General features: G+C 39.9%; 18 protein-coding genes and 1 pseudogene. 13 read left to right on the forward strand and 6 right to left on the reverse strand.

Translation table 11 applies throughout. The features are described from left to right. The first annotated feature begins 17 nt into the window (after positions 1–17). Together D0T85_RS05530 and D0T85_RS05535 are read left to right on the forward strand one after the other, a co-directional pair. Complete coding sequence (locus D0T85_RS05530) at positions 18–1,961, forward strand: fumarate reductase/succinate dehydrogenase flavoprotein subunit (protein ID WP_163211053.1); 1,944 nt, start codon at positions 18–20, stop codon at positions 1,959–1,961. Beyond that, positions 1,961–2,716, forward strand: a complete 756-nt coding sequence (locus D0T85_RS05535) for a succinate dehydrogenase/fumarate reductase iron-sulfur subunit (protein ID WP_163211055.1) — start codon at positions 1,961–1,963, stop codon at positions 2,714–2,716. The genes D0T85_RS05530 and D0T85_RS05535 overlap by 1 nt, the downstream gene beginning before the upstream one ends. Here D0T85_RS05535 and rhuM read toward each other — a convergent pair. Continuing rightward, positions 2,657–3,622, reverse strand: a complete 966-nt coding sequence (gene rhuM / locus D0T85_RS05540) for a Fic family protein (protein WP_163211057.1) — start codon at positions 3,620–3,622, stop codon at positions 2,657–2,659. The genes D0T85_RS05535 and rhuM overlap by 60 nt on opposite strands. Positions 3,623–3,857: 235 nt before the next feature. On the opposite strand from rhuM, the gene D0T85_RS05545 reads away from it, so the two are divergent. Continuing rightward, complete coding sequence (locus D0T85_RS05545; RefSeq protein ID WP_163211059.1) at positions 3,858–4,277, forward strand: SufE family protein; 420 nt, start codon at positions 3,858–3,860, stop codon at positions 4,275–4,277. Between the two features lie 149 nt (positions 4,278–4,426). Next, on the forward strand, positions 4,427–5,110 hold the full coding sequence (locus D0T85_RS05550) for an energy transducer TonB (protein WP_163211061.1): 684 nt from the start codon (positions 4,427–4,429) through the stop codon (positions 5,108–5,110). Between the two features lie 203 nt (positions 5,111–5,313). Here the strand turns inward: D0T85_RS05550 and argS are convergent, their stop codons facing one another. Further along, entirely contained in the window at positions 5,314–7,107 is a 1,794-nt protein-coding gene (gene argS, locus D0T85_RS05555; protein WP_163211063.1) for an arginine--tRNA ligase, read from the reverse strand. An 82-nt stretch (positions 7,108–7,189) separates the two neighbouring features. Then, positions 7,190–7,462 (reverse strand): HU family DNA-binding protein, encoded by a 273-nt coding sequence (locus tag D0T85_RS05560; protein WP_163211065.1) that lies wholly within the window; start codon positions 7,460–7,462, stop codon positions 7,190–7,192. Positions 7,463–7,682: 220 nt separating this feature from the next. Here D0T85_RS05560 and D0T85_RS05565 point away from each other — a divergent pair, with 220 nt between their 5' ends. Genes D0T85_RS05565 through D0T85_RS05585 form a run of 5 tightly spaced genes read left to right on the forward strand, consistent with a single transcriptional unit; the run spans position 7,683 to position 14,506 of the window. Then, complete coding sequence (locus D0T85_RS05565) at positions 7,683–8,369, forward strand: rhomboid family intramembrane serine protease (protein ID WP_163211067.1); 687 nt, start codon at positions 7,683–7,685, stop codon at positions 8,367–8,369. Beyond that, positions 8,344–9,243 carry a rhomboid family intramembrane serine protease gene (locus D0T85_RS05570; protein WP_163211385.1) on the forward strand — a complete coding sequence of 300 codons (900 nt, stop codon included), beginning with the start codon at positions 8,344–8,346 and terminating at the stop codon, positions 9,241–9,243. The genes D0T85_RS05565 and D0T85_RS05570 overlap by 26 nt, the downstream gene beginning before the upstream one ends. A 2-nt stretch (positions 9,244–9,245) precedes the next feature. Next, positions 9,246–10,340 carry an endonuclease/exonuclease/phosphatase family protein gene (locus D0T85_RS05575; RefSeq protein ID WP_163211069.1) on the forward strand — a complete coding sequence of 365 codons (1,095 nt, stop codon included), beginning with the start codon at positions 9,246–9,248 and terminating at the stop codon, positions 10,338–10,340. Positions 10,341–10,359: 19 nt separating this feature from the next. Next, positions 10,360–12,435 (forward strand): M3 family metallopeptidase, encoded by a 2,076-nt coding sequence (locus tag D0T85_RS05580; RefSeq protein ID WP_239060648.1) that lies wholly within the window; start codon positions 10,360–10,362, stop codon positions 12,433–12,435. A 10-nt stretch (positions 12,436–12,445) separates the two neighbouring features. Then, the gene (locus D0T85_RS05585; protein WP_163211071.1) at positions 12,446–14,506 is read left to right on the forward strand and encodes an acetate--CoA ligase family protein; all 2,061 of its coding nucleotides are present in this window, start codon (positions 12,446–12,448) and stop codon (positions 14,504–14,506) included. A gap of 19 nt (positions 14,507–14,525) precedes the next feature. Here the strand turns inward: D0T85_RS05585 and D0T85_RS05590 are convergent. From D0T85_RS05590 to D0T85_RS05600, 3 genes and pseudogenes are all read right to left on the reverse strand, one after another. Beyond that, positions 14,526–15,179: pseudogene (locus D0T85_RS05590) on the reverse strand (metal ABC transporter ATP-binding protein); the annotation flags it as partial. Next, the gene (locus tag D0T85_RS05595; RefSeq protein ID WP_163211075.1) at positions 15,172–16,038 is read right to left on the reverse strand and encodes a metal ABC transporter solute-binding protein, Zn/Mn family; all 867 of its coding nucleotides are present in this window, start codon (positions 16,036–16,038) and stop codon (positions 15,172–15,174) included. The gene D0T85_RS05595 and the pseudogene D0T85_RS05590, both read right to left, overlap by 8 nt. 146 nt (positions 16,039–16,184) lie before the next feature. Next, positions 16,185–16,820: a phosphatase PAP2 family protein gene (locus D0T85_RS05600; RefSeq protein ID WP_163211077.1), complete on the reverse strand. Its 636-nt coding sequence runs from the start codon at positions 16,818–16,820 to the stop codon at positions 16,185–16,187. A gap of 108 nt (positions 16,821–16,928) precedes the next feature. Here D0T85_RS05600 and D0T85_RS05605 point away from each other — a divergent pair, with 108 nt between their 5' ends. The 4 genes from D0T85_RS05605 (at position 16,929) to D0T85_RS05620 (ending at position 21,678) form a co-directional block, all read left to right on the forward strand. Next, positions 16,929–17,807 carry a helix-turn-helix transcriptional regulator gene (locus D0T85_RS05605; RefSeq protein ID WP_163211079.1) on the forward strand — a complete coding sequence of 293 codons (879 nt, stop codon included), beginning with the start codon at positions 16,929–16,931 and terminating at the stop codon, positions 17,805–17,807. Between the two features lie 112 nt (positions 17,808–17,919). Beyond that, entirely contained in the window at positions 17,920–18,867 is a 948-nt protein-coding gene (gene cysK / locus D0T85_RS05610) for a cysteine synthase A (protein WP_163211081.1), read from the forward strand. 60 nt (positions 18,868–18,927) lie between these two features. After that, positions 18,928–19,530 (forward strand): RNA polymerase sigma factor, encoded by a 603-nt coding sequence (locus D0T85_RS05615; protein WP_370459931.1) that lies wholly within the window; start codon positions 18,928–18,930, stop codon positions 19,528–19,530. Between the two features lie 936 nt (positions 19,531–20,466). Next, positions 20,467–21,678, forward strand: coding sequence for a FecR family protein (locus D0T85_RS05620; RefSeq protein ID WP_163211083.1), 1,212 nt, complete (start codon positions 20,467–20,469; stop codon positions 21,676–21,678). Positions 21,679–21,721: the final 43 nt, after the last annotated feature.

Genomic DNA, 21,721 nt, shown 5'->3' on the forward strand with positions numbered 1-21,721 from the left:
GTAAAATTGTAAATAACATGACTAAGATAGATTCTAAAATTCCTGAAGGCCAATTGGCCGAGAAATGGAGTAACTATAAAGCTCATCAAAAACTTGTAAATCCTGCCAATAAGCGTCGTTTAGATATTATTGTTGTTGGAACCGGTCTGGCGGGTGCGTCGGCTGCTGCTTCACTTGGCGAAATGGGATTCAGAGTTTTCAATTTCTGTATCCAGGATTCACCACGTCGTGCTCACTCAATTGCTGCACAAGGTGGTATCAATGCTGCTAAGAATTACCAAAACGACGGTGACTCTGTTTATCGTCTTTTCTATGATACTATTAAAGGTGGTGACTATCGTGCACGCGAAGCCAACGTTTACCGTTTGGCCGAAGTATCGAATGCCATCATCGACCAATGTGTTGCACAAGGTGTTCCTTTTGCACGCGATTACGGTGGTACACTCGATAACCGCTCTTTTGGTGGTGCTCAGGTATCACGTACATTCTATGCCCGTGGTCAAACCGGACAGCAGTTGTTGTTAGGTGCTTACTCGGCATTGAGCCGTCAGGTACACAAAGGAAACGTAAAACTGTACACTCGTTACGAAATGCTCGATCTAGTTGTTATCGACGGTCGTGCCCGTGGTATCATTGCCCGTAACCTGGTGAATGGTAAAATTGAACGCTTCTCTGCCCACGCAGTAGTAATTGGTACTGGTGGATACGGAAACGCATTCTTCCTTTCAACCAATGCAATGGGCTCGAACGGATCGGCAGCTATTCAATGCTACAAAAAAGGTGCTTACTTTGCTAATCCTGCATTTGCGCAGATTCACCCAACCTGTGTTCCTGTACACGGTGATCAGCAATCAAAACTTACTTTGATGTCCGAATCACTTCGTAACGACGGCCGCATCTGGGTACCAAAGAAAATAGAAGATGCCAAAGCATTACAGGCAGGAACCAAGAAAGCAACCGATATCCCCGACGAAGACCGCGACTTCTATCTGGAACGCCGCTATCCTGCATTCGGTAACCTTGTTCCACGTGACGTTGCTTCGCGCGCTGCAAAAGAACGTTGCGATGCCGGTTTTGGTGTAAACAACACAGGACTTGCCGTATTCCTTGACTTTAAATATGCTATCGAACGTTTAGGAAAAGATGTTGTTCGCGAACGTTATGGTAACTTATTCGATATGTATGAAGAAATCTCCGACGATGATCCATACAAAACCCCAATGATGATATTCCCTGCTATCCACTATACAATGGGTGGTATCTGGGTTGACTATGAACTGATGACATCAGTTCCGGGTCTGTTTGCAATTGGTGAAGCCAACTTCTCCGATCACGGTGCTAACCGTTTGGGAGCTTCGGCTTTGATGCAAGGATTAGCCGATGGATATTTTGTTCTTCCTTACACCATTCAGAACTATTTGTCAGACCAGATTCAGGTTCCACGATTCTCAACAGATTTGCCCGAATTCGCAGCTGCCGAAAAAGCAATCTACGACAAGATGGAAAAACTGATGGCTATCAAAGGACAGCATTCTGTTGATTCGATCCATAAAAAACTTGGCCATGTAATGTGGGAACTAGTTGGTATGGCTCGTACAAAGGAATCATTAACAAAAGCTCTGAAAGAAATTCAGGAAGTGAAGAAAGATTTCTGGAGCAATGTACGTATTCCGGGTGAAATAGACGACCTGAACATTGAACTCGAAAAGGCATTACGTCTGGACGACTTTATTGAAGTAGGTATGTTAATGGCTCTTGATGGTCTTAATCGTAACGAATCGTGTGGTGGACACTTCCGTGAAGAATACCAAACTCCTGAAGGAGAAGCTCTTCGCGATGACGAAAACTACTCGTATGTAGCTTGTTGGAAGTACACCGGCGAAGACAAAGAACCCGAATTAATTAAGGAGCCGTTGAACTACGAATTTACTAAAGTACAAACCCGTAATTACAAAGCATAATGGAAAAGAATATAAGCTTCACGCTGAGGGTTTGGCGTCAAAGAAACCCTAAAGCTAAAGGACAATTTGTTGAGTATAAGATGAAAGATATTCCAGGTGATACTTCATTTCTGGAAATGTTCGACATATTAAATGAAGAGTTAGTAAACAAGGGCGAAGAACCTATTGTATTCGACCACGACTGTCGCGAAGGTATCTGCGGTATGTGTTCGCTTTATGTTAACGGACATCCACACGGACCATCATCTGGTGTAACAACCTGTCAGATATACATGCGTAAGTTCAAAGATGGCGAAACAATTACTGTTGAGCCATGGCGTTCGGCTGGGTTCCCGGTTATCCGCGACTTGATGGTAGACAGAAGTGCCTTCGATAAAATTATGCAGGCAGGTGGTTATGTAAATGTAAACACCGGTGCTCCTCAAGATGCTAACGCAATCCTTATACCAAAGGATGTTGCCGAAGAAGCAATGGACGCAGCTGCTTGTGTAGGTTGTGGTGCTTGTGTTGCTGCATGTAAAAATGGGTCGGCTATGTTGTTCGTATCGGCTAAAGTTAGCCAGCTGAACATCCTTCCACAAGGTAAGGTAGAGGCCGATCGCCGTGCTAAAGCAATGCTTTCTAAAATGGACGAACTAGGATTTGGTAACTGTACCAATACAAGAGCCTGCGAAGCAGAATGTCCGAAGAGCATTTCAATCAGCCATATTGCTCGTTTGAACCGTCACTTTATCAAAGCAAAACTGAAAGACTAATAGTTTTAGTTTGATTAATATCAGCAAATCCCTCGCCGCAAAAGTGGTGGGGGATTTTTTATATAAAATGTTATTGCTATCTAAAAACCAAAGGAATAAAAAAGCAGCTATCCGTTTATTACCATCGCTGAACGAATGGTTTTTAACAACAAGATATAGTAACATTGCGGCCTTTTCTTCAATACTGGGATATAAATCCTCTCCTCCAAATGTTTGATATATAGTATTGATTGAACTCTTGAATGATTGATCTTTTTCGTTGGCAAATCCTCCGCTACCAAATTTTTCACGAAGTATCTTTATTGCTTCAATAGCATTATCATAGGTTGCCCTAAAAGTTTCTTCCTGGGTGGTATTATTTGCTTCCAGGGTCTGATAGTCATATCTATCCAAGGTATCTAAAGCATATGTAAAATCTTTAATTACCTGCAATATATCTTTTGCCTGTTCTATTGTATTTTCACTTCTGGTAGCTATTTCAGTAAGTACTTTTATTGAAGACAAAGCTTGTTGTAGTTGATCAACTTTGGCTTGTTGGTTAACAGCAAACCCTTTTATTAAATAATCTTTCAGAATTTTATTTGCCCAAATACGAAATTGAACACCCCGGTTTGATTTTACCCGGTAACCTATGGATATAATCATATCAAGGTTGTAATATTCAACTTGTCTTTCAACGAGCCTTTTGCCCTCTTTTTGAACTGTCGCAAAATTTGCGACAGTTGGAATTTCATTTAATTCCTCCTGTAGTGCATTCTTTATATGCTTTCCGATAGTTTTGACATCTCTGTCAAATAACTCTGCCATCTGTTGGCGGTTAATCCATACAGTTTCACCATCTAACTTAACATCCAGCTGTGTATTTCCATCTGGAGTTTGATAAATTATAATTTCTCCTTTGTTCATGAAGCAAAAATATGCAATAAATGTATTAGGCTGAAATAATTTATGTCCATTCGAATATAAAAAAACAACCGTCACTTTATCAAAGCAAAACAGAAAGACTAATATCAACAAATCCCTCGCCGCAAAAGTGGTGGGGGATTTTTTTTAAGACTAGTGCTTATTTGCGAAAACCAACTAAAATGTTGTAGCATTCATAAAGTATGATTATATTGGCAGATAAATTATTACTCATTATATGAATTCAATAAACGAAATACAAGACGAGATAATTACCGAATTCGGTGATTTTGATGACTGGATGGACCGCTACCAGCTATTAATAGACTTGGGAAACGAACAGGCACCCCTTGACGAACAATACAAAACCGATCAGAACCTGATTGAAGGCTGTCAAAGCCGGGTATGGTTGCAGGCAGACTATGTTGATGGCAAAGTTATTTTCAATGCCGAAAGCGACGCCCTTATTGTAAAAGGTATTATTGCTTTGTTAATCAAAGTACTATCCGGGCATACCCCCAATGAAATACTAAATGCCGATCTTTATTTTATTGATAAAATAGGATTGAAAGAACATCTGTCGCCAACCCGTAGCAATGGGCTATTGTCAATGGTTAAGCAGATGAGAATGTATGCTTTGGCTTATTCCTTAAAATAAGAAAAAAAGGTAGCGCAATCCTTAAAGAATCATTCAAAAAGAAACAACTAATTTAGTTAATACATATATTTACCATCGAAGCTAAGCACATGAGAAATAGTTTTTAATGATATACGTTCCCTAAATATTCATTTCTAAAAACTTTTATCATGGAAATTAAGAAATCGAACAAAGTAGATCTCGAGAGCCGTAAAGGCACTTGGTTCTCAATGGGGCTTATGATTGTGCTTGCTTTCATGTTTATCGCATTCGAGTGGACTGAATACGATAAGAAATATGAAACAGCATCATTAGCGAATGATCCCACTTTTGAATTGACATTGTTACCAGTAACTTATCCCGAACCGCCCAAACCGCCACCCCCTGCTCCGGCAGTAGTGGAAGAATTACATATAGTAGAAGGAACCGAAGAGGTTGACGATATTTATATGGAAAGTCCTGAAGATTTAGGTCAGGTTGTTGACATTAAGTATGTTCCTATCCTTATTGAGGAAGAGGAAGAAAAGGTTGACGAAACCGAAATCTTTGCGATTGCGGAAAAAATGCCGGAATTTCCCGGTGGTACTGCTGCTTTATTTGAATACCTGAACAAGAGTATCAAATACCCAACAGTTGCTATCGAAACCGGTACGCAAGGAAAAGTTATCACGCAATTTGTTGTTGATAAAGATGGGTCTATCAGTGACATTCAAGTAGTCCGAAGTGTTGACCCTTATCTTGATAAGGAAGCAATCAGGGTTATTAGAGCCATGCCCAAATGGAGTCCGGGCATGCAAAGAAACAAGGCTGTAAGAGTGAAATATACCGTTCCGGTAGTTTTCCGATTACAGTAATCTGGTTAATAAATACTTAAAATTTTAATTTACTAGGGAACCTGTCCGGTTACAAACAGAATCTTTCTCACTCCTGTTTGGTAACCGGACAGTTTTTTTAATGTGCCAATATGCCAATATGCTAATATGCCAATGTGCCAATTACCATGCGTATCTGCATAGCAATTGGCACATTGGCACATTAGCATATTGGCACATTATTATTACATGCGATCAGGAACTTCAATACCCAGCAATCCCATTCCTAAACGAACAACCTTGGCTATATTAGCCGATAAAGCTACACGGAATAATTTTACCTGCTCGTTCTCTTCTTTGAGAATACTGAAATCATGGTAGAACTGGTTATACTCTTTCACCAGATCATATACATAATTAGCAATAATAGAAGGGCTATAGTCATCTCCTGCTTGTTTTACAATGTTGGTAAAGTCGGCTGTTAGTTGAATCAGGTTCTTTTCCTTTTCATTCAATACCAAATCCGTAGGTAATTCGGCAGGAATCTCTATTCCGGCTTCGGCAGCTTTGCGCAATACCGATTGAATACGTGCATATGTATATTGAATAAACGGACCGGTATTACCGTTAAAGTCTATCGATTCTTTGGGGTTGAAAGTCATATTCTTGCGGGCATCAACTTTCAGTATGAAGTATTTTAATGCTCCAAGACCAACAATACGGGCAATGTTGTTAGCCTCCTCTTCCGAGCAACCATCAAGCTTGCCTAACTCCTGCGATGTTTCACGAGCTGTTTCGATCATGTCTTCAATCAGGTCATCGGCATCAACCACGGTTCCTTCGCGCGATTTCATTTTACCTTCCGGAAGTTCTACCATACCGTAAGAGAAATGAACCAGTCCTTTTCCCCATTCAAAGCCAAGCTTATCTAATAGAATAGACAACACTTGGAAATGGTAGTTCTGCTCATTACCTACCACATACACCATTTTGTTGATCGGATAATCATCAAAGCGTAGTTTGGCAGTACCAATATCCTGAGTCATGTAAACCGAAGTACCATCTGAGCGGAGCAACAATTTATGGTCGAGCCCTTCGCCGGTAAGGTCGGCCCATACCGAAGCATCTTCTTTTTTGTAGAAAACTCCTTTCTCTAATCCTTCCAGCACCTTATCTTTACCTTCCAGATAGGTTTCCGATTCGTAATATATTTTATCGAAGCTTACACCCAGCTTTTTATATGTTTCATCAAATCCTTCGTATACCCAACCGTTCATCATAGACCATAGTGCACGTACTTCCGGATCGCCGGCTTCCCACTTAACAAGCATTTCGCGTGCTTCGTTCATCATGGGCGATGCTGTTTCTGCTTCCTCCTTCGTCATGCCTCTTTCCATAAATTCGGCAATCTCTGCTTTGTATCGTTTGTCGAACACTACATAGTAGTCGCCCACCAAGTGATCGCCTTTCTTGCCCGATGATTCCGGTGTTTCGTTTCTACCGTACTTTTTCCAGGCAAGCATTGATTTGCAGATATGAATACCACGGTCGTTTACTATATTTGTTTTAACAACCCTGTTTCCGTTGGCAGCAATTACATTTGCCAAAGCATTACCCAAAAGATTATTGCGTACATGCCCCAGGTGAAGAGGCTTATTGGTATTTGGCGAAGAGTATTCAATCATTACCAGTGGCGAGTCGTTATTTGCCTCGGTAATACCGTAGTTATTATCTGCATGAACCTTATTCAATAATTCAATCCATGTACCCGAAGCAATAGTCAGGTTCAGGAATCCTTTTATGACATTGAATGATTCAACTGCCGGTTCATTTTGTTTCAGATATTCGCCAATTTCCTGTGCGGTTTGCTCAGGGCTTTTTCGCGATATTTTAAGAAATGGGAACACAACAAGTGTTAGATGTCCATCAAATTCTTTTTTTGTTTTCTGCAATTGTATTTGCCCGGCAGATACTTCCTGGCCGTATAACTCGTTTATACCGTTATAAACAGCTAGTTCAAGTTTTTTCTCAATATTCATACTCGTACCTATTTAACTGCCGCAAAGATATAAAAAAAGGAGGCAAAAACACCCCCTTTCCATATATTTCACAATGAAGTACTTATTCTACAGCAGTTGCTAATTCCATTCCTGGTTTGAATTTTACTACATTTTTTGCCGGAATCTGTATCCGGGCTTGCGTGGTTGGATTAATACCTGCTCTTTCATTTCTTAGCACAACAGTAAAAGTTCCGAATCCAACTAATCCAACCTTGTCACCTTTTTTTAGAGTATCCGATACAATACTTGTAAACGCTTCCAATGCTTTTTTTGCATCGCCCTTGCTAAGCCCACTTTGCTGAGCCATAGCTTCAATTAATTCTGCTTTATTCATAATACGTACTAATTGATTAATAAAATGTTATATGTTAAAATGACTTTCAGAAAACCCTAACACAAATATAGAAGATCAAAACAAAAGATCAAATTATTTATTAAAAAATAATTTCATAATATTGAAAAAGAATAAATACGGAACAGTTTTTCAGTACTTGAACAGAATTTATTCGTATTTTTGTTTCGACAATAAACAAATTTAGAAACAATAATGTTCTATGAATACAATGCCTGCGGTTACTAAAAACCTACTAATAATAAACGTTCTTTTCTTTTTTGCAACAGTTGTAGCTGAAAAATATGGTATTGACCTAAGCAGCATCCTTGGGCTTCACTTCTTCATGGCAGATAATTTCCATGTTTACCAATTATTTACTTATATGTTTATGCATGCGGATATAACACATATTTTCTTCAATATGTTTGCCGTGTGGATGTTTGGAAGGATTTTAGAGCAGTATTGGGGACCTCGCAAATTTCTTTTTTATTATATTATTTGTGGCATGGGAGCAGGCATTGTGCAAGAGATTGTACAATACATACATTTTGAAACAGTACTATCGGCATACACCAGTGTAAATACCGGTTCGGGCATTATACCTATGCAAGAATATCTCAACCTGATGGTTACGGTTGGAGCCTCGGGGGCTGTTTATGCTATTCTGCTAGGATTTGGTATGCTATTTCCTAATCAGCATTTGTTTATAATACCTATCCCTTTCCCTATCAAGGCTAAATATTTTGTTGTTGGATATGCATTACTCGAACTTATATCCGGTTTATCAAACAGGCCAGGAGATAATGTAGCTCATTTTGCACACCTTGGTGGTATGATCTTTGGGTTTATTCTTATTATGTATTGGAAAAAAAAGAAGAACAATTATGGACATGATAACCAATATTAAAAATAACTTCAAAAGGGGAACTATATACATACAGCTCATTTATATAAATGTGGCTGTGTTTCTTTTTACATCTTTATTATCAATCTTCTTTCGGCTCTTTAACCGGAGCTTTGACCCAATACTGGGATGGTTTGAGTTACCAGCTTCGGTAGAACGGTTTATACACCAACCCTGGTCACTGATTACGTATATGTTTATGCATGCCAATATATTCCATGTATTGTTCAATATGTTATGGCTATATTGGTTCGGTTCTATTTTTATGAACATTTTCTCGAGTAAGCATTTACGGGGAATATACATTCTGGGAGGAATTTGTGGTGGCTTACTCTACATATTGTCTTATAACATATTTCCCTATTTTGCCAATGTGGTTCATTTGTCGGTTATGGTAGGTGCTTCTGCCTCGATACTGGCCATAGTTGCTGCTGCAGCCTACCGAGAGCCCAACTATCCTATCCGTCTGTTGTTTTTCGGAGCTATCCCACTAAAGTATCTGGCAATTGTTGTTGTTTTATCCGATTTATTGCTGATGACATCTGGTAACGCAGGCGGGCACATTGCTCATATTGGTGGTGCACTTGCCGGGGTAGGATTTGCGGCAGGATTAAATAAAGGCTTGGATATAACAGCTTGGATAAATGGCACTTTAGACTGGTTCTCTTCCCTGTTTAGCAAAAAACAGCGGGCCGACAGGAAGAGGGCTAAAATGAAAGTAAGCAAAACCAGCCGGGATAAAGATTATGACTATAATGCAAACAAAAAGGCTCAATCCGATGAGATTGACCGCATATTAGATAAATTAAAAAGATCGGGCTACAACAGTTTAACTGCCGAAGAAAAAAAGAGCTTGTTCGACGCAAGCAAGAAATAAAAATGAAACGCATAGGAAAACTGGCAGTAGCAACACTGCTTGTTATAAACCTTGTATTTATGGGCTTGATGCTGTTCTCGGCATACAGTCCACATTTCAATCCGGAAGATCATCCCATTCGTGCATGTTTCGGAATGGTGTTTCCTGTATTCCTTTTTATTAATTTTTGCTTTCTTATAGCTTGGTTGGTTATTTCTTACAAACTCGCTATTATTCCTTTTATAGCATTTCTGCTTTGCATACCTCAAATAGGCACATCTTTTCCTATAAACTTTAAAACAAAGAAAAAAAACATTCCGCCCAACCACATTAAATTCCTTTCGTATAACGTAATGGGCATGGCTACCAAAAAGAAGGTAGATGGAAAAAATGCCATCTTACAGTACATTAAAAACAGTGGGGCCGATATTGTTTGTATGCAAGAGTACATTCATACTAACAGCAAATATGTTACTCAAAAAGATATCGATACCGAACTTGCCATGTATCCCCATAAAAACATTCATCAGGTTGGTAACAAATTTAGCGGTAATTACATCGCCTGTTATTCAAAATATCCTATTCTATCGGCACAAAGGCTGAATTACGAAAGCAACCATAACGGCTCGGTTGTTTACAATATTAAGATTGGAAATGATACGGTAACTGTAATCAACAACCATCTGGAATCGAACAAACTCACGCTCGAAGATAAGAAAGTGTACGAAGGTATGCTTAAATCGCCCGAGGTAGATAAGGTGAAAAGCGGAGCCATTCACTTGGTAAGAAAGCTTGGCGAAGCACAGGCTTTAAGGGCTCCACAGGCAAAAGCCGTAGCGCAGGCTGTAAAAAATTCGGGCAACAAACACATCGTTGTATGTGGCGACTTTAACGATACGCCTGTATCATACACCCATCGGATTATATCAAATGGGTTAGTAGATGCTTTTGTTGCATCCGGTTGCGGACTGGGAATATCTTATAACCAAAATAAATTCTATTTCCGGATCGATAATATACTTACCAGCAAAAACATGAAAACCTACAATTGTACGGTAGACAGGTCTATTAAAGATTCCGACCACTATCCGATATGGTGCTATATCAGCAAAAAGTAAAACAATTAATTTATATTATATGAACAAAATTTATTCACTCTTAGTTGTATGTTGCATTATGATATGTGCTTGTACTACCCCTACCGAAAACAATCCTTTTTTAACCGAGTTTCAAACAAAGCATGGTGTTCCGCCTTATGCAGAAATAAAGCTAGAACATTATAAACCTGCTTTCGAAGCCGGGATTAAGGAACAAAACACAAACATTCAGGCTATTATTAACAGTCAGGAAGAGCCGGGATTCGAGAATGTTATTGTAGCCCTCGACAATAGTGCACCTATATTAGATCGTGTTGGTTTGGTTTTCTTCAATATTATTGAGGCAGAAACAACAAAAGAACTAACCGATTTATCTATGGAACTAGCCCCGATGCTGTCCGAACATGAAGACAACATCTATCTTAACCGGGCTTTATTTGATAAAGTGAATGCCGTTTACCAAAAGCTGAACTCACTGAACCTATCGACCGAGCAGAAAAGACTGTTGGATAAAAAGTATAAGAACTTTGTTCGCTCCGGTGCCAACTTACCCGAAGAGAAACAAGCCCGCCTGCGCGAGATAAACAAAGAAATGTCTACACTAGGTCTTACTTTCAGCAACAATGTATTGAAAGAAAATAATGCATATCAGCTTATTGTAGACAAAGAAGAAGACTTGGCCGGTTTACCCGATTGGTTTAAAGCCAGCGCCGCTGCCGAAGCCAAAGCTGCCGAACAAGATGGCAAATGGTTATTTACTTTGCATAACGCAAGCCGTTTACCTTTTCTGCAATATGCCGAAAACCGCAACCTGAGGGAACAGATTTACAAAGCCTACATCAACCGTGGAAACAATAATAACGAAAACGACAACAAGAATATTATCACCTCAATCATAAAACTGCGTCAGGAAAAAGCTACATTGTTAGGATACGATTGTTTTTCGAACTTCGTACTCAATGAGTGTATGGCCCAAAATGCTGAAACAGTAATGAGCTTCCTCAATAACTTGTGGCAATATGCGCTACCCAAAGCCAAAGCCGAAGCTGCCGACCTGCAAAAGCTAATGGGCAACAACGAAAAGTTGGAAGCATGGGACTGGTGGTACTATACCGAACAGCTTCGTAAAACAAAATACAACTTGGATGAAGACGAACTGAAGCCATACTTCAAATTAGAAAACGTACGCGATGGCGCTTTTGATGTAGCTAAGAAACTTTATGGTATCAACTTTACCAAACTAAATGATATCCCTGTTTATCATCCGGATGTAGTAGTATTTGAAGTTACCGATGAAGATGGTAGCCACCTGGGTCTGTTCTATGTCGACTATTTCCCACGCAGTGGTAAAAGTGGTGGTGCCTGGATGAGTAATTTCAGGGAACAAAGAAAAGACATCCGCCCATTGGTATGTAACGTTTCCAGTTATACTAAACCTGTTGGCGACATGCCTTCGCTCCTTACATTGGACGAAGTAGAAACCCTGTTCCATGAGTTTGGTCACGGTTTGCACGGATTATTAACCAAGTGTAACTATACAGGCGTGTCGGGAACAAACGTAGTGCGCGATTTTGTTGAACTGCCTTCTCAGATAATGGAACATTGGGCTACTCAACCCGAGGTGCTGAAAGCTTATGCCAAACATTACCAAACCGGCGAAGTAATTCCGGATGCATTGATTGAAAAGATACTGAATCAAAAAACATTCAACCAGGGATTCATGACTACCGAACTTCTGGCTGCTGCCCTGCTGGATATGGAGTTGCACAACCTTACTTCAACCAACAACTTCGACCCGGTAGCTTTCGAAAAAGAAACCATGGATAAGCTGGGACTTATTCCGGAAATAGCTCCCCGTTACCGCGTTACTTACTTCAACCACATCATTGGTGGCTATGCTGCCGGATACTATAGCTATTTATGGGCAAACGTTTTAGATGCCGATGCATTTGAAGCATTCAAAGAAAATGGTATCTTTGATAAAAATACAGCTAAGAAGTTCCGTAGCAATGTACTTGAAAAAGGCGATAGCGAAGACCCAATGACACTCTACATAAACTTCCGCGGTGCAGAACCACAGCTGGATGCGATGTTAAAAAACAGAGGAATGAAATAAGTCATGAGTTATGATAACACAAGAATTACTTTGTCCTGAAAGCATTGTTGTAGTAGGAGCTTCCAATAATGTTCATAAGCCGGGTGGCGCAATCTTGCGCAATCTTATTGCCGGAGGATATGCAGGCGAACTGTGTGCAGTTAATCCGAAAGAGAAAGAAGTTCAAGGAGTAAAAGCATATACCGATGTAGCCCAAGTGCCCGATACCGACCTGGCTATACTGGCTATACCAGCCCCCATGTGTCCGGAAGTGGTAGAGATACTTGCTTCGAAAAAACATACGCGGGCATTTATAATACTCTCTGCCGGGTTTGGTGAAGAAACAAAGGAAGGAGCAATTCTTGAAGATAAAATACTTAAAACGGCCAATCAGTATGGAGCCTCATTGATAGGCCCCAACTGCATTGGCCTGTTAAACACCTGTCATCATAGCGTATTTACCCAACCCATCCCCAATTTAAATCCGCAGGGAGTAGATTTAATCTCCAGTTCGGGTGCTACTGCTGTATATGTGCTCGAATCGGCTGTGATGAAAGGACTACAATTCAATTCAGTGTGGTCGGTAGGTAATGCCCGCCAAATAGGGGTAGAAGATGTATTACAATACATGGACGAGCACTTTGATCCGGAAAAAGATTCCGATATAAAGTTACTGTACATGGAAAGCATCAAAGACCCGGATAGGTTATTGCTGCATGCTTCGTCGCTAATACGCAAAGGCTGTAAGATAGCCGGAATTAAAGCCGGCAGTTCCGAAAGCGGTATGAGGGCAGCCTCATCGCATACGGGAGCAATAGCCAGTTCCGACTCGGCTGTAGAAGCGTTATTCAGAAAAGCAGGTATTATCCGCTGTTTCTCGCGCGAGGAGTTGGCAACAGTAGGTTGTATTTTTACCTTACCTCAATTAAAAGGAAAGAACTTTGCCATTATCACCCATGCCGGTGGACCCGGAGTTATGCTTACCGATGCACTATCGAAAGGTGGACTAAATGTTCCTAAGTTAGAAGGCCCACTTGCCGAAGAGTTGAAAAGCAAACTGTTTCCGGGTGCTTCTGTAGGTAATCCTATTGATATTCTGGCAACCGGAACCCCCGAACATTTAAGTATCACCATCGACTATTGCGAAAACAAATTCGATAATATTGATGCTATACTTGCCATCTTCGGAACCCCGGGACTGGTAACAATGTTCGAAACATACGAAGTTTTGCATCAAAAGATGCTTACCTCAAAGAAACCCTTATTTCCAGTACTCCCTTCTATTCATACAGCCGGTAAAGAGGTCGACGAGTTCCTGAAGAAAGGACATGTAAACTTTGCCGACGAGGTTACTCTGGGTACTGCGCTTTCGCGTATCATGAATGCTCCACAGCCGGCAGCCAACGAAATCGAACTATTTGGTGTAGATGTTCCTAAAATACGCCGCATTATCGACTCTATTCCGGAAGATGGATATATAGCACCTAATTATGTTCAGGAACTGCTTAGTGCAGCAGGCATACCTATGGTAAGCGAAGTTGTATCCGGTTCGAAGGACGAAATCCTATCTGCTGCCAAACGTTTAGGCTTCCCTCTTGTGGCTAAAGTGGTTGGTCCGGTTCATAAATCGGATGTAGGGGGTGTGGTATTGAACATTAAGTCGAAAGAGCACCTTGCCTTAGAGTTTGACCGGATGATGGCCATTGCCGATGCAAAAGCAGTAATGATTCAACCCATGCTACAAGGTACAGAATTGTTTATTGGTGCTAAATACGAAGAAAAGTTTGGGCATGTTGTATTGTGTGGTCTTGGCGGTATATTTGTAGAAGTGCTAAAAGACATCTCATCGGGCTTGGCTCCGCTTACTTATGCCGAGGCATATTCAATGATACGCTCACTACGGGCTTATAAGATTATTCAGGGAACACGCGGACAAGCTGGTGTGAACGAAACAATATTTGCTGAGATTATTGTGCGCTTGTCTACCCTGCTGCGTTTTGCTACCGAGATAAAAGAAATGGATATAAATCCGTTGTTGGGTACTCCTAAATCGGTAGTGGCGGTTGATGCACGTATAAGGATAGAAAAGTAAATCGAATTATCTAACCTTTATATAAACTCACTGTTTCATTAACACTAACAATAGATTTTGCATGCTGCAATATCGTACCAATGTCGTGGCTAACCAAAATAATGGCACACTCTTTATTAATTTCTTCCAGTAGTTCGTAAAGGCGTGCCTCAAATAACTGATCAATATATGTGCTAGGTTCGTCCAAAATAACCACTTGTGGGCCAGAGATAATAGCTCTGCCCAACAAGGCGCGTTGCAACTGTCCGCCACTAAGCTGACCAATTGAGCGTTTGGCAAGACCTTCCAACCCCATCTGTACTATAACTTCGTCAACCTTTTCCTTATGCTGTTTAGTGAAACGACTGGCCAATGTTTTACGGGCGCTTAAACCCGAAAGGATTACCTCTTCTACCGAAATAGGAAACTTGCGGTCGATACTGTTGTACTGAGGCAAATAACCCATTATAAGACGATCCGTTTGTGTACCATCCTCATAAAAGCGTATCCGGCCCGATGCCTGTTTCATTAATCCCAGAATAATCTTGATAAGCGTAGTTTTGCCACCACCATTAGGACCAATTATCCCCAGAAAATCACGTTCGTAAACCGTAAGGTTCACATCGTATAAAACGGTATTCTTTTCGTAAGCAGCCGATATTCCTTCCAGTTCAATGATGGGTTTCTTACTCATGTTTCAGGCTTTGTGCTATGTGGATCATTTCTTTTTCCCAATCGTAAGAAAGCGGATTAATAGGTATAATCTTAGTGTCCGTTTGCTGTGCAATCATTTCGGCATTACGTTCATCAAACTCCGGCTGAACAAAAATAACCCGTACATGCTCGAATTTGCTTATTTCAATCAGATTTTTTAAATGCGCAGCCGATGGCTCTTTACCATCCTCTTCAATACAAATTTGGTGCAAACTGTATTCGTGTGCAAAATAAGTAAGGGCAGGATGATAAATCATAAAGGCTGTATCGGCATTCTCTTTCAAAATGCACTGAACAGTTTGATCTGTTTCGTCAATCTTCTTGATTAGCTCTTCGTAACGTTGCACATAATACGCCTCATTATTCCTGTCTATTTTAATTAAAGCCGTTAAAATATTCCGGGCAATAATGCGTGCATTTACTGCCGAATTCCAGATATGTGGCTCTACACCACCGGCATGGTAATGGTCGCCGTGGTGATGCCCGGTACCACGTATCAGGTTGACCCCTTTCGACATATCAAATACCAATAAATGAGGATTGTTTTGGAGTAGTCTGTCCATCCAGCTAACCTCAAAACCAATATGTCCGATACGGAAGTACACTTCGCTTTTGCCCAAATCAACCAATTGGCGCGGTGTGGGATCGTATGTTTCAGGGCTAACCCCTTTAGGAACCATGCTGATAACGCTGAATTTATCTCCAACAATAGCTTCGGTAAAATAGCGTAATGGTTCTATGGTAACGGTTATAGTGCGCTCGTCCGATTCTTTTTTTGCTCTGCTGCCACATGCCGTAAATAAAGCAATTAGTGTAACAAAAAGTAATAGTTTCTTCATGCTGCAAAGGTAATAAACATATTCAAGAATGTTAGTAGTTAGTAGCTAGTAGTTAGTAGCTGGTAGTTATAACTCTAAGATACTTCAGAGCATCTAAAGCTTTAACTCCTTTAACTCCTAGCGAAGCGATAACTCCTTCCATTCTGTTAATACATACTTAATACAGTATTGGCTGCTGCTTTCCTGGGTTTCGGAAGCAGCCATTTTTCCAGCCATCGGTTTACATAAATATTGGCCACAGCACATCCCGAGCCAATAATTGCTCCTGCAATAACATCCGAAGGATAATGAACCCCCTCGTTCATTCTGGCAAAACCAACCGAACAAGCCCATACAGCCGAGGGGGCAATAACATACCACTTTGGATATTTAATACTTAACGAGGTGGCCAAAGCAAAGGCACTGGCCGTATGAGCTGAGGGAAACGAAGAGCTAGACTCTCTGCTCGAAGGATGTATTTTTTCCGGATATTTGTCATAAGGACGTTTGCGGTCGGCGGCGAATTTTATACCATAAGTTAACACTGCAGCCTCGGCAACACTAGAGCCAATGTAGACGGCATCTTTTAACAAAGGTATATTCTTGCTAATTCCCGCATATACAGCCAATGCAATAGGACCACCAACTGCTATATATGGCGTTGTTTTAGAAATGATTTTGCTATAGCTTCTAACAAAACCCCGGTCCCAACTATTAATTTTTTCAAGGGTATTTATGTCCCAATTCTGGGAATAAAGGCAGGAAAAAGGTAATAGAAAAAACAAAACAAAGTATTTTTTCATTGCATATTGGAAATTAAATTAAGTACAAATATATATAAAAAATGGGGCCTTTTTTGGAAAAAAACTTATCTTTGTTGCTATAAACACAAAATTCGCATAAAATAACTAATGGCAAGTGGAAAAGAAAAAAAATGTAGTAGGCTCATAGATTGCTCACAATGCCCTCATGCGTCCGAAGATTCGCTCTTTCACATAAAGAGGCGAAGAAGTGCGCATGTACCTTCCGAAAAATGCACCCAGAACTGTATTATATTTATGCTTAAAGGCGAATTGCTGATTAACAGCAACGAATATCCGGGTACTATTTTACGGGATGGACAATTTATTTTGCAGGCAATAGGTTCTAAATTAGAGCTACTGGCATTAACAGATGTAGAATATGTTATTTATTGGTTTTCGGATCTGCCGCAGATTTGTGAAGCCCGTTATCGCAAAATACTTGAAGTTGCCGAAGCACCATTAACATATACCCCTTTGGTTACAATACCTAAGCTATCCGAACTTCTTTATAATATATGTGAGTATCTGGACGAAGATGCTTCACCTTGTAGTAAGTTTGTAGAAATTAAATGCCAGGAATTAGTATATGTTTTAACGTGCTATTACCCATTACCGCAATTAAGTATATTCTTCTACCCAATAAGTCAATACCGGCAAACGTTTCATTACTTTATTATGCAGAATTATGATAAAGTAAAAAACGTAGAAGAATTTGCTGCTTTGGGCGGATATGCAACCACTACTTTCCGTCGGCTTTTTAAAAATGTATATGGCGAACCTGTATACGAGTGGATACTAAACAAGAAGCGCGAAGGAATATTAAACGATCTGCAATTTACAACATTGAAGATTACCGAAATAAGTCAGAAATACGGATTCGATTCACTTTCTCACTTTGCACATTTCTGCCGATCATCTTTTGGAGACTCTCCCCGGTCGCTCCGTACCCGTGCAACAAAGGGAGAAGTGATTTATAATAAAAAGTAGTTATAAACACAGAGGGCACAGTGATCAACATATAATCTGTGTAATTTGTTATAAGGGTGTCAAAAGTCAAATCGATCTTTTTGACACCCTCATAATATTAATATAATTAAGTATGGAAACAATCGCTAAAAACCTTCCCAGCCTGATTGGGAACACTCCCCTTCTTGAATTAAGCAACTACAATAAAAATAAAGCGTTAAATGCCCGGGTGGTAGCAAAATTAGAATACTTCAACCCGCTAGGGAGTGTTAAAGACCGTGTTGCATTATCAATGATCGAAGCTGCCGAGGCGAAAGGCTTATTAACCACCGAAAGCGTTATTATTGAACCCACAAGTGGCAATACAGGTGTTGGACTTGCCTTTGTTTCTTCATCAAAAGGATACCGTTTGATACTAACCATGCCCGAAACCATGAGTCTGGAACGACGCAACTTGTTAAAAGCCCTTGGAGCAGAGCTGGTTCTTACTCCGGGAGCCGAAGGTATGAAAGGCGCCATAGCCAAAGCACAGCAACTAAATAACGAGATTCCGAATTCAATAATACTTCAGCAATTTGAAAATCCGGCTAACCCTGCCATTCATGTACAAACCACAGGACAGGAAATATGGAACGATACCGAAGGGAAAGTAGATATATTTGTAGCCGGAGTAGGTACAGGAGGCACCATCAGCGGAGTTGGTGCTGCATTAAAAGCGCATAATCCCAACGTTAAAATAGTAGCCGTTGAACCTACCGAATCGCCTGTTCTATCCGGAGGCACGCCCGGACCGCATAAAATACAAGGAATTGGTGCCGGTTTTATTCCCCAAAACTATAATCCGGAAGTGGTAGATCAAGTAATTCAGGTAAGTGGCGACGATGCCATCCGCACCAGTCGCGAACTGGCAAAACAAGAAGGCTTACTTGTTGGCATATCATCGGGTGCTGCAGTATATGCTGCTACACAATTGGCCCTTAAACCCGAAAACAAAGGAAAGTTAATTGTGACCCTCTTACCCGATAGTGGAGAAAGATATCTTTCTACCCTTCTTTATGCATTTGAAGAGTATCCGCTATAAGTATGGATTTGCACAGGAACAAAAAATAATTTAGCTTTGTAAAAACCTAGCTAAAGCAAAGTGAATAAAGAGACAGCCATTGATAACACAGACTATACTAAGGTATGGGAAGATTTTAAAAAAGGAGATAGAAAAGCTTTTTCTGTTCTATATGAAACGTACTTTGATGTTTTATACCGTTATGGAATGAAATTTATATCAAACGAAGAAGTAGTAAAAGATTGCATTCAAGACCTCTTTGTGAAACTCTATAATAGCAAAGAAAACATAGCCCTTACAACAACTCCTAAATTCTATTTATTATTTTCTCTAAAGAATCTTATTATTGATTATTCATCGCGCTATAACCGCATTACTTACATCTCGCCCGAAGAGCTACCATTTATTGCCACTTACCAATTTGAAACCCAAGACGATTCGCTTGAAATAGACGACGAAACAAAAAAGAAATTCGAAAAAGTGATGAGCTTGCTAAACCCGCGACAAAAAGAAGCTTTGTACCTTCGTTTTCAACTGGAATTATCTTACGAAGAGGTTTCGCAATTATTAAACGTTAACTATCAATCTGCCCGTAACCTTATCCATCGCGCCATAATGAAGGTTAGAGAAAATATGGAATTCTCCATGTTTATAGTTTTATTCCTGGAAGTTTGCAGGGGTTGATTAACTGATTATTCATACTCGTTTGGGGCTTTTTTGAAACGCGGAGTTACGCTAAGTTACGCGGAGTTTTAGTTTTCCTGCGGCATCGAAATAAAAACTCCGCGTAACTTAGCGTTTCAATTCCCATCTGATTTGAACCAAAATGAAATACCTAAAAACTACAGCGAATGAACCATGGTTGTACAACACATCATCAATCTATTTACAACGAATGTACAATTGAATCGCAATGATTCACCAGTTAATAGTAGATAGAATGGAAAATGACAACCTGTTGACTTCATCTGAATATGTTACACAGCCTATATGCAATTATGCCATAACACGCTGCATTGCCATAAACTCAGAAAGAAAAGTTCCGACAAGCAAAAGGTGCAAAAAAGCAACGGTCGTTGAATTTCGTTGCAACAAAAGAAAAGAAGAGAAAAGAAAAGAAAACATCAGTAGAAAAAGATAAAAAAGAAACTGCTGCTGATGCTCTAGTTGAGAGTTGAGAGTTGAAAGTTGAGAGTTGAGAGTTCCATGCGGCATCGTAACTCTCAACTCTCAATTCTCAACTCTCAACTCAAATGAACTGCATTTGCACCCTGAATGAACTGCATTTGCATGCTAAATGAACTGCATTTCAGGTATAAATGAACTGCATTTGAGGTGCAAATGAACTGCATTTTTTGATTATCCGCGTTCGTCCACGTATCCATCCCATGGCAATTAGAAGCGATATTTGAGGGATTTGGAGCCCCTAATGAATAATTAAATGACAATTTTTACCATTTTCGACCAAAACAAACCAAAATTGACCCAAACCTGCATACCTCAATTGGCGGCTTTGTATCTTTGTTGTGTCCAAAAAAAGATTAAAAATATTTTTTTTCGATTAGTGAGTACAAGCATTAACTCATAATCGTTTCTTAATTAACGAACATGCAAAACGAAATGGAAGATTTCTCAAAACAACAAATAAAAAGTTTACTGGATGATGAATTATTCATTCAATGGGTATTGCATCCCACAGCAGAAACAAATGAGTTGTGGGAAGAACGGATGAGAGCGAACGAAGAACAGCGAAATAACATAGAAGGATTGAAAAAGATAATAGAAAGCTTACGGGTAAAAGAGCCCGAAATCTCTGAAAAGGAAAAACGTATAATTTGGAGTAAAATAGAGAAAGAAATAGATATTAAACAGCAAAAGAAATATCGCCCAGCCATCTTATGGGCTGCTTCTGTTGCTGCATCGATAATTATTATATTGGGAATATATGTGTTTCTTTTGGCAGGGCAGGGCAATACAATGGAAATTGACTATAGCTTATACAGTGAGAATACCGAAGATGAGATGAAAACCGGTGTTATCAATCTGGTACTCTCGGATAACAAGCGTATAGATATTGATAAAGACAGTACTGTTATTGCTTACGATGCCGAAGGGGCAGTAAATATCGGTTCGCAAAAGGTAGAAGAAAAAGCTTCGGCCGAGAAAGCAACCACCCCCGAACTGAATCAGCTAATAGTGCCCTATGGCAAAACCACTTCGTTAATATTGAGCGATGGTACCAAAATATGGGTTAACTCGGGCAGTAAATTAATTTACCCGGCTGTGTTCGATAAAAACAAACGGGAAATATTTCTGTCGGGCGAAGTGTTTCTGGATGTGGCCAGAAACGAAAAAGCCCCTTTTATAGTGAAAACAAACAGTGTAGAGTTAAATGTACTGGGAACTTCGTTCAATGTATCGGCTTATAATGATGATGATACTCAATCGGTAGTATTGGTATCGGGCTCGGTCGAAGTAAAGAGCAAAGATTTGCAAGGGACATATAAAATAGAACCGAACCAGATGTTCTCGTACAATAAAGATTCTAATAAGATACATATAGAAAAGGTAGATGTAGATCAGTACGTTTCATGGATCTATGGATATCTCATCACACAGAATGAAAACCTGGATAGTGTGTTTCAAAAACTTTCAAGGCATTTTAACATAGCCTTTGTTTACGACAGAACTAATTTCAGGAAAACAACCTTCAGTGGTAAACTCGATTTAAAACTGCCCATTAGCAATATTTTGGAAAACATATCCATAGCCAATGGCAACAAATTAAAATATGATATAAAAGATGATTCAATACAACTATTACTAATTTAATAAAAAGCCTATGAATGGAAATTCGCCTCCCCAAAGCCAATGA

It is taken from the genome of Bacteroides sp. 519, assembly GCF_010500955.1.
Classification (GTDB): Bacteria; Bacteroidota; Bacteroidia; order Bacteroidales; family Bacteroidaceae; genus Bacteroides.

What these genes read in the sequence shown, in the direction of transcription:
- D0T85_RS05530 (WP_163211053.1), top strand. Translation starts at nt 18, where the DNA reads ATGACTAAGATAGATTCTAAAATTCCTGAAGGCCAATTGGCCGAGAAA.
- D0T85_RS05535 (WP_163211055.1), top strand. Translation starts at nt 1,961, where the DNA reads ATGGAAAAGAATATAAGCTTCACGCTGAGGGTTTGGCGTCAAAGAAAC.
- rhuM (WP_163211057.1), bottom strand. Translation starts at nt 3,622, where the DNA reads ATGAACAAAGGAGAAATTATAATTTATCAAACTCCAGATGGAAATACA.
- D0T85_RS05545 (WP_163211059.1), top strand. Translation starts at nt 3,858, where the DNA reads ATGAATTCAATAAACGAAATACAAGACGAGATAATTACCGAATTCGGT.
- D0T85_RS05550 (WP_163211061.1), top strand. Translation starts at nt 4,427, where the DNA reads ATGGAAATTAAGAAATCGAACAAAGTAGATCTCGAGAGCCGTAAAGGC.
- argS (WP_163211063.1), bottom strand. Translation starts at nt 7,107, where the DNA reads ATGAATATTGAGAAAAAACTTGAACTAGCTGTTTATAACGGTATAAAC.
- D0T85_RS05560 (WP_163211065.1), bottom strand. Translation starts at nt 7,462, where the DNA reads ATGAATAAAGCAGAATTAATTGAAGCTATGGCTCAGCAAAGTGGGCTT.
- D0T85_RS05565 (WP_163211067.1), top strand. Translation starts at nt 7,683, where the DNA reads ATGAATACAATGCCTGCGGTTACTAAAAACCTACTAATAATAAACGTT.
- D0T85_RS05575 (WP_163211069.1), top strand. Translation starts at nt 9,246, where the DNA reads ATGAAACGCATAGGAAAACTGGCAGTAGCAACACTGCTTGTTATAAAC.
- D0T85_RS05580 (WP_239060648.1), top strand. Translation starts at nt 10,360, where the DNA reads ATGAACAAAATTTATTCACTCTTAGTTGTATGTTGCATTATGATATGT.
- D0T85_RS05585 (WP_163211071.1), top strand. Translation starts at nt 12,446, where the DNA reads ATGATAACACAAGAATTACTTTGTCCTGAAAGCATTGTTGTAGTAGGA.
- D0T85_RS05595 (WP_163211075.1), bottom strand. Translation starts at nt 16,038, where the DNA reads ATGAAGAAACTATTACTTTTTGTTACACTAATTGCTTTATTTACGGCA.
- D0T85_RS05600 (WP_163211077.1), bottom strand. Translation starts at nt 16,820, where the DNA reads ATGAAAAAATACTTTGTTTTGTTTTTTCTATTACCTTTTTCCTGCCTT.
- D0T85_RS05605 (WP_163211079.1), top strand. Translation starts at nt 16,929, where the DNA reads ATGGCAAGTGGAAAAGAAAAAAAATGTAGTAGGCTCATAGATTGCTCA.
- cysK (WP_163211081.1), top strand. Translation starts at nt 17,920, where the DNA reads ATGGAAACAATCGCTAAAAACCTTCCCAGCCTGATTGGGAACACTCCC.
- D0T85_RS05620 (WP_163211083.1), top strand. Translation starts at nt 20,467, where the DNA reads ATGGAAGATTTCTCAAAACAACAAATAAAAAGTTTACTGGATGATGAA.